The organism is Microcystis sp. LEGE 08355 (assembly GCF_015207185.1).
GTDB lineage: Bacteria > Cyanobacteriota > Cyanobacteriia > Cyanobacteriales > Microcystaceae > Microcystis > Microcystis panniformis.
This window is the reverse complement of record NZ_JADEXI010000461.1, coordinates 1-3,749: the sequence shown is the minus strand read 5'-3', so window position 1 is coordinate 3,749 and position 3,749 is coordinate 1. Positions and strand designations below refer to the sequence as shown.

The 3,749-nt window shown below is 44.7% G+C and carries 5 protein-coding genes; 2 read left to right on the top strand and 3 right to left on the bottom strand.

Annotated features, from left to right (window positions below):
* Positions 1-224 precede the first annotated feature (224 nt).
* From IQ242_RS19175 to IQ242_RS19165, 3 genes are all read right to left on the bottom strand, one after another.
* Positions 225-1,121 (bottom strand): tRNA (5-methylaminomethyl-2-thiouridine)(34)-methyltransferase MnmD, encoded by an 897-nt coding sequence (locus IQ242_RS19175; protein WP_193961061.1) that lies wholly within the window; start codon positions 1,119-1,121, stop codon positions 225-227.
* On the bottom strand, positions 1,081-1,875 hold the full coding sequence (locus IQ242_RS19170; RefSeq protein WP_052276789.1) for an alpha/beta fold hydrolase: 795 nt from the start codon (positions 1,873-1,875) through the stop codon (positions 1,081-1,083). Before IQ242_RS19170 ends, IQ242_RS19175 begins: the two co-directional genes overlap by 41 nt.
* Positions 1,876-2,059: 184 nt before the next feature.
* A complete protein-coding gene (locus tag IQ242_RS19165; protein WP_002765257.1) occupies positions 2,060-2,659 on the bottom strand; it encodes a superoxide dismutase in 600 nt (199 codons plus the stop codon).
* A 446-nt stretch (positions 2,660-3,105) separates the two neighbouring features.
* Here IQ242_RS19165 and psbH point away from each other — a divergent pair, with 446 nt between their 5' ends.
* On the top strand, positions 3,106-3,300 hold the full coding sequence (gene psbH / locus IQ242_RS19160; RefSeq protein WP_002736544.1) for a photosystem II reaction center phosphoprotein PsbH: 195 nt from the start codon (positions 3,106-3,108) through the stop codon (positions 3,298-3,300).
* A 104-nt stretch (positions 3,301-3,404) separates the two neighbouring features.
* A complete protein-coding gene (locus IQ242_RS19155) occupies positions 3,405-3,653 on the top strand; it encodes a TatA/E family twin arginine-targeting protein translocase (RefSeq protein ID WP_193961060.1) in 249 nt (82 codons plus the stop codon).
* The last annotated feature ends 96 nt before the right edge of the window (positions 3,654-3,749 follow it).

The window sequence follows — 3,749 nt, the reverse complement described above, 5'->3', positions numbered from 1 at the left end:
GACTTCAATTTCTGTTGATTGATTCATGGTCGAACAGCCCACTGCCTAAGTTTTCCAACAATTCCTATTTTTTCATAATTAGGGGTCTCAAGCTCCCCCTAACGGCCACCGAGAAAATCTTCACCAGCTAAGTATTTTTACTCAAGTCTCTGGAGGGGGACAGCTTATGTGACAGTTGAGGGTGCGGAATGTGGGTTATAACTACTTACTTACCTACATTAATCTCATTCCGAGATTTCGATCGAATTAAACGATCTTTGCCAACGTTTTTTCCAGTGGCTAGTCGGTTCTAAATCACAGAGAGCCTGTTCGCTGCGACGACGTTGTATGATAACTTCGGCTGGGTCGGTTAAAGTCGCGTCTCGATAGGGAATAGCGGCTTTAGTTTGCAGATGTTCCCGTTCCTGTGCCGATAGAGATGGGGGTAAGGACAAAAAACTGGCTATTGTCCCTGGCGATCGCCGTCCGACGCTATCGGTGGCTCCAATCTGCAATCCTGCTAATTGTAAAGCCCTTCGCACCGAGGCAGCACAGGAATAGGTGACTAAATAACCCGTCGGACTCAGACATTTGGCCACTAAAGCTAAAAACTCCACCGTCCACAGTTGCGGACATTTACCCGGGGAAAAGGGATCGAGAAAAATTGCCTCTGCTTGAAAACCCGCCTCAATCACCTTGGTTATCGTCTGTCGCGCATCCCCGATTAACAGTTTAGCGGTGAGATTAGGCAAGTCTAGCCGGTGATTATGGGCAAAATCGTTTAAATATTGGGGAATTGGTTGACTCCAACTATTTAAGAGATTTTCTCTAATAGCTGCTAGGGGAACCATTCGATCGCTTTCCAAAGCTAATAATTCTACCCGACAATCCCCCCTAACTTGCCAAATGGCCGCTAAGGCTGCGGCGGCATTATACCCTAAGCCGTAACAAATGTCAAGAATTTTCAGATTATTGCTCTGGTCTGCTTTCGCTGCCAGACGACTGGAGAGGATAAATTTTTTCTCAGCCTCTTCCCTTGCCCCGGAGGTAGAATGATAACATTCGCCGAATTCGGTCGAAAAAAAGGTATAAGAACCATCCTCAGTGACTTTTTGCGGGTAAGCTTCGGGGGAGACAAGCATGGTGATGGAGAATGTCTTTGAGGTGAATATCGGTTTCTAGCAAGCAAGCGTGACCACTATTGGGCAGAATCGTTAATTTTGCGGCGGGTAACTGCTGAATTAGGCGTTTAGCCTCCGCTACCGATGGTAACAGTCGATCTCCTTGACTGGCTATCACTAACACCTCCAATTGCAGATCTTTTAACTCGCTGGCACTAACCTGAAACCGTTGTAACTGGGATAAACGCCAGCTAATCGTCTTCGGTGGGACGTATTGCATGGCTTTGAGGAGAGAGCGGCGATCTTCCCTGGATATTCGACCCAGAGCGGCGAGAAAGGGTAAAATAGTTAGTGCCGAGCTGCCGTGGATGAAATCGGGCATTATCTGGGTGATACCGATTCCCAAGCTTAAAAGAGGTCTTTGATTAAAAGAAGAAGCGGGGTTAATTAAAATCAGTTTTTTAATTAATTTTGGTGATTTTGTCGCTATTTTCAAGGCTAAACAGCCACCAAAAGACTCACCGCAGAGATAGACTTTTCTCGATTGTCCCTTTAATTCCTGTGCCAATAAAGCAATCACGCAATCGCTTAATTCCTCCCAATCGCCGAGATATTGCGGGGAAATCGCCAAACAACGCAGATCGAAGTAAGGAGCAAGGTTTTTAATCTGACGATGGTAGAGTTGGCCGCTGCCATCCATTCCGGGTAAAAATACAAACAGGGGATAATCGGGACGGGGATGACGGGGAATAATCCAACTGACAGTTTGTTCCATTGTGCAACAAGCGCGATCGATGTTAAAAAAGTTTTTTCTAGTTATCTATACTTAAGGATAATTAATGTTAGAGAGATTTGCCAATTTTAATAGTAAGACTAACCCCCAACCTATGGATGGTTTCTCCCTGCTCCCCAATCCCTGATAACTGATAACTGATAACTGGATTAACTGAGCTAAATTTTTAGGCCGCTGCTAAATTAGCAGCCACGAAATCCCAATTAACCAACTTGGTTAAAAAGTCGCTGATGTAATCGGGACGACGATTTTGGTAGTCGAGATAATAAGCGTGTTCCCACACATCCATAGTTAAGAGGGGAACCTGTCCGGCGGTTAAAGGATTGTCAGCGTTGCCGGTTTTGGTAACTTTGAGAGTACCGTTATCGAGAACCAACCAAGCCCAACCGCTACCGAATTGAGTAGCGCCCGCAGTTTTGAAAGCTTCGACAAATTTCTCGAAACTACCGAAATCTGCGTTAATTTTAGCGGCTAAAGCACCGGTAGGCGCACCGCCACCACCCGGTTTCATGCAGTCCCAATAAAAACTATGATTCCATGCTTGGGCGGCATTGTTGAAAACCCCAGCTTTAGAGGCATCACCGGCAACCTTAACGATAACTTCTTCTAAAGAGAGAGCATCGAGTTCCGTATCTTTGACCAAACCGTTATAGTTATTGACATAAGCGGCGTGGTGCTTGTCGTGGTGGAATTCTAGGGTACTTTTGGTGATACAAGGCTCTAAGGCAGTGTAATCGTAGGGTAAAGGGGGAAGTGTGTAAGCCATCTGTGGTTCTTTATATGCTCTCTTGAGAGCTTGTTTAAGTTAGTGTTGATAAAACTTTACATCCTCGATCATAGCACCGAAGGAGACTTGATCAGTGACCACTGATCAGCTTTTTCTCCCTTCTCCCCCATCACCCCAACCCTAACTCCTGACTGATAACTGATAACTGATTACTGATAACTGAAAAATCACCCCAACTCCCATCGACCATCTCCTAAATCCTGAGAAGATCACCAAACAATGTTAGAATAATTCCCGTACTGTAGGCGCTTGCAGATTCTTGTGGGCGTGGCAGGGCAGGCGAAAAACGATTCCGTTCGGAATTAGACCAAAAAAGCTCCACTGGCAACAGCAGTAGATTTTATCTCACTGGGTTGACCGGTTGGCAGTTCGTCAAATTACGGATCAATACAAAATTATCATTTACAGATCTTTCTTGGTAACTTATGGCACAGCGTACACGCTTAGGTGAAATCCTTCGTCCCCTCAACTCGGAATATGGTAAAGTTTCTCCCGGTTGGGGAACTACCTTGCTGATGGGAGTTTTTATGGCTCTGTTTTTAGTCTTTTTGCTGATTATTTTACAGATCTACAACTCCTCCCTAATTTTAGAAGGATTTAATGTAGATTGGGGTCAGTAAGCAGATTCCAACAATCTCGTCGCCATTTTTGGCGGCAGAATTATCCCTCGGACTTTGGCAGGTGGGTTATTGCCCACCGCGAGTTTTTTATTAGGAGCAAAAACATGAATATTTTGGGGATTGGATTGCCGGAAATGGGGTTAATTCTCTTGATTGCCCTGCTAGTTTTCGGACCGAAAAAATTACCAGAAATCGGTCGCAGTTTAGGCAAAACGATTCGAGGATTTCAAGAAGCATCCAAGGAATTTGAAAGTGAATTTAAGCGAGAGGCCGAGCAGATTGAAGACTCGGTAAAAATCAAAGCTGAATTAGAAGAAAGTCAATCTCCTAGGGATCAAACTCGTTCCAGTTAAGAACTGTGTAGAGATGTAGAGTAGGTCAAATTCGAGACTATCCGCTAGATTAACATCGAGAATGACCAAATCGAGATTAAATTGGCAGTTTTACCA

What these genes read in the sequence shown, in the direction of transcription:
- IQ242_RS19170 (WP_052276789.1), bottom strand. Translation starts at nt 1,875, where the DNA reads ATGGAACAAACTGTCAGTTGGATTATTCCCCGTCATCCCCGTCCCGAT.
- psbH (WP_002736544.1), top strand. Translation starts at nt 3,106, where the DNA reads ATGGCACAGCGTACACGCTTAGGTGAAATCCTTCGTCCCCTCAACTCG.
- IQ242_RS19155 (WP_193961060.1), top strand. Translation starts at nt 3,405, where the DNA reads ATGAATATTTTGGGGATTGGATTGCCGGAAATGGGGTTAATTCTCTTG.
- IQ242_RS19175 (WP_193961061.1), bottom strand. Translation starts at nt 1,121, where the DNA reads ATGCTTGTCTCCCCCGAAGCTTACCCGCAAAAAGTCACTGAGGATGGT.
- IQ242_RS19165 (WP_002765257.1), bottom strand. Translation starts at nt 2,659, where the DNA reads ATGGCTTACACACTTCCCCCTTTACCCTACGATTACACTGCCTTAGAG.